Genomic DNA, 2,986 nt, shown 5'->3' on the forward strand with positions numbered 1-2,986 from the left:
CGAGCTGACGCGCCTCGTTCTGATCGGCGGCCAACACCCGCACGTACGCCACCCGCTGTCCACGCGGACGCGAGGCCCGGCGAGCTGGCTTCGGCTTCGGCTCCGGTTTCCCTTCGACGACGTTCTCCGAGTCCGTCGACTCCACCCGAAAGTTCCAGCCCAGCTCGTCCCGGCGACGAAAGCGGGTCCGCACACTCCCGCGGCTGACGATGAGCACCTCCTCGCCACCATCACCAGAACGGTTCAGCAACGTCCCGATCCGATCAGCCATGAGGAGACCCTTTCGTCCGGAATCTGTATCAATAGATCCTAGACCCCACGGGAAGATGTTTCATAAGTGTCGAACTAGACCCTGTGACACAGCGGCGACGGTTGGCGGCATGCCGTCCCGCACGGGTGTACCCCAAAGGGGCGGAAGTTGTAAGAGGAAGTGCCGGGCTGGGTTGTCGCGGCCGATGGATACGGTGAGTAGGTGGAAATGACCTCGGCGGGTATGCGTGCGTTTGTTGATGAGTCCAGTTGCGTCCGGACCGATACAACTCAGGAGTACCTAATCGGGCGGCCATCGTCACCGCAGGAGATTGCGACGAGATCCGAGAAGCGCTACGCCATCTTCGTCTTCCAGGCCAGATCAAACCTCACTGGACCGATGAAAGTGATCGCCGCCGCCGCACGATCACAGAGACAATCGCCGATCTGGGTTCCATGCACGTAGTCGTTGCACACCTCAGTGGGCGCAACCGAAAGACTGAGCGCCACAGGCGAAAGTGCCTGGAAACGCTCTACTACGAACTCGGAGAGGCTGATGTCCTAGACATCACTCTCGAACGGCGAAGCGACTCTCAGGACAAGCAGGACCGCGCCCATATCGTTTCGTTGCAGAACCAGGGTTGGCATCGGGGCCTGAGGATTAGCCACTGCCGTGGTGGCGATGACCCCTTGTTGTGGATCCCGGACGCTGTGCTTGGGGCGGTGAACGCGAGCTTCTCCGGAGATGTTAGCTACATCGATGTGCTCCGCGGCAGCATCCTGATCGAGAAGCGGACCCCCGAGTCTCTGATGCCAGAGTCCGGACAAAGCGAAAGGCCCTAGATCCAGTCGTCCGGCTGGGGTTCTAAGGCCTTCTTCACGTTCCGTCGTAACGGTGGGCAGTTCCTAGCGTAGTGACGGCCCCCTCTGGGTGCAAGCCATTTCTACTTCCGGATGCTGGGAGCGGCTCCGACGAACCCCCGAGCGGATAACTGTCGGCTACAGTAGATCGGCCCCTACCTGCGCTAACAGTCCTTCTCTGGAGCTCCTCGGGTGTGCTTCGGTGGTGATCCCAAGCCCGTCCGGCGAGGCGCCCCGCCGCCGTCACGCCTATCTCTGCAGGTGCCGGCACCTCGTTCGAAGTCCTTCACGAGCTCGGAAACCTTACCTGGGACAACACCCGTCGCGTCCACATTCAAACGTTCCCCGATGACGACCCCGTCGGCCCCCTGACCGCCCGGCACGGGCTCGTTGATCGGGCCCCACGTAGTGGCCCACGTTCGACAGGCCCGTGGGGGCCCTAAGCGAATTGGGGTAGCGGCACCAGCGCCCGGCACACCGACCCGTCTCTGCGTGCACAACAAGCTAGAGAAGCACCAGTAGCGTGCTTGTCTACCGTTACTAGATTAACTAAGCTAGCACCGCTAGCTAGCCAAACGTTGATAGTTATGGCTGCTCCGCGAGCCTTCGCTACGTCACTATCTATCAGGGTTAGCCTCGCTAGCACTACGACGCGAACTACCCAGCGATTATCCGAGGGAACGTAACCGTCCAGCCAACCTAGCGAGCACCTGTGGTTGGCCGCCACTTCGAGAGGAACGCGCATGGTCCGCAAGTTAGCGCTCTGCAATCAGAAGGGCGGCGTCGGCAAAACTGCAACGACGCTCGGCCTGGCTAGTGCACTGAGCGATCAGGGACGCAATGTTCTGATTGTGGACGTCGACCCTCAGGGGAACTCCACCACTGGGCTCGGTGTCGAAATCACGGACGACATGATGACGACGTTCGACCTCATGAACCGAACCGCTGCGGGAGCTGCAGCCAATGCCGTCATCGCAACCCCTTGGGACAGGGTTGACCTCATCCCATCCAACGAAGCATTGGCCAACATCGAGTCGGACGGAGCCAACGATTTGATCTTCCGCCTCGACATCGCGTTCGAGGGGCTCGACCTCTCGGTCTACGACGCGGTCCTCTTCGATTGTCCACCGTCACTGGGGAAGTTGCTCTTTGCCGTGTTGTGCGCAGCCGACGGGGTCATTGCCATCACCGAGCCAACCATCGACAGTGTCCGGGGGATCGAAAACCTTCAGGAAACGATCCGCAATGTCCAGAGACGACCCAACCCCCGACTCGTGCTCGAGAAAATTGTCCTTAGCCGTAAGCGGGCCACCGGCGAACACCGATTCCGCGAGAGCGAGTTGCGTGAGACCTACGGAGAACTGGTCGCGAAGACCGCCATTCCGGAACTGACCGCCCGCCAGGACGCGCATAGCACTCACACGCCGATCCACAGGTTCACTGGCGGCAAGGCGTTAGCTCTCCAGGTCGCTTACACGGATCTACTTTCCGAGCTGGTAATCACCGAAGGGACTGCAGCATGAGCGTCCAGCGTGAACCCGCAATCCGACGAACTACCCACCCCGCAGCGGACTTGCCCGAGCGACCTACCCCGACTCCCGCGCCGCTGTCCGCCCCACAGACAAACCAGCCCGCCGCGCGGGGGGAGGAGCGACTGACGGAGCAGCACAATGTCCGGTTGCGCCCATCAACGAAAGCACGGCTACTCCGCGCGGTAGACAAACTGCGCTACGAAACAGGCGACCGCACTATCAGTATCGCGTCCATCACCGACAGCGCCATCGTCGAGTACTTGGAATCACGAGACTGCTGATCAGACATCGACAGGCTTCGGGCTCGAGTTCTGGCCTGCTGCGGTGATCTCGGACAGTGGGCC

Annotated in this window: 1 protein-coding gene and 1 pseudogene; one reads left to right on the forward strand and one right to left on the reverse strand. The window is 61.1% G+C overall.

Going from position 1 to position 2,986, the window contains the following annotated elements:
• Positions 1-271, reverse strand: a pseudogene (locus G6024_RS11445) (recombinase family protein); the annotation flags it as partial.
• A gap of 1,582 nt (positions 272-1,853) precedes the next feature.
• On the opposite strand from G6024_RS11445, the gene G6024_RS11450 reads away from it, so the two are divergent.
• Positions 1,854-2,633: a ParA family protein gene (locus tag G6024_RS11450; protein WP_119192861.1), complete on the forward strand. Its 780-nt coding sequence runs from the start codon at positions 1,854-1,856 to the stop codon at positions 2,631-2,633.
• The last annotated feature ends 353 nt before the right edge of the window (positions 2,634-2,986 follow it).

Source organism: Dietzia maris (assembly GCF_014144855.1).
Lineage (GTDB): Bacteria > Actinomycetota > Actinomycetes > Mycobacteriales > Mycobacteriaceae > Dietzia > Dietzia kunjamensis.

What these genes read in the sequence shown, in the direction of transcription:
- G6024_RS11450 (WP_119192861.1), top strand. Translation starts at nt 1,854, where the DNA reads ATGGTCCGCAAGTTAGCGCTCTGCAATCAGAAGGGCGGCGTCGGCAAA.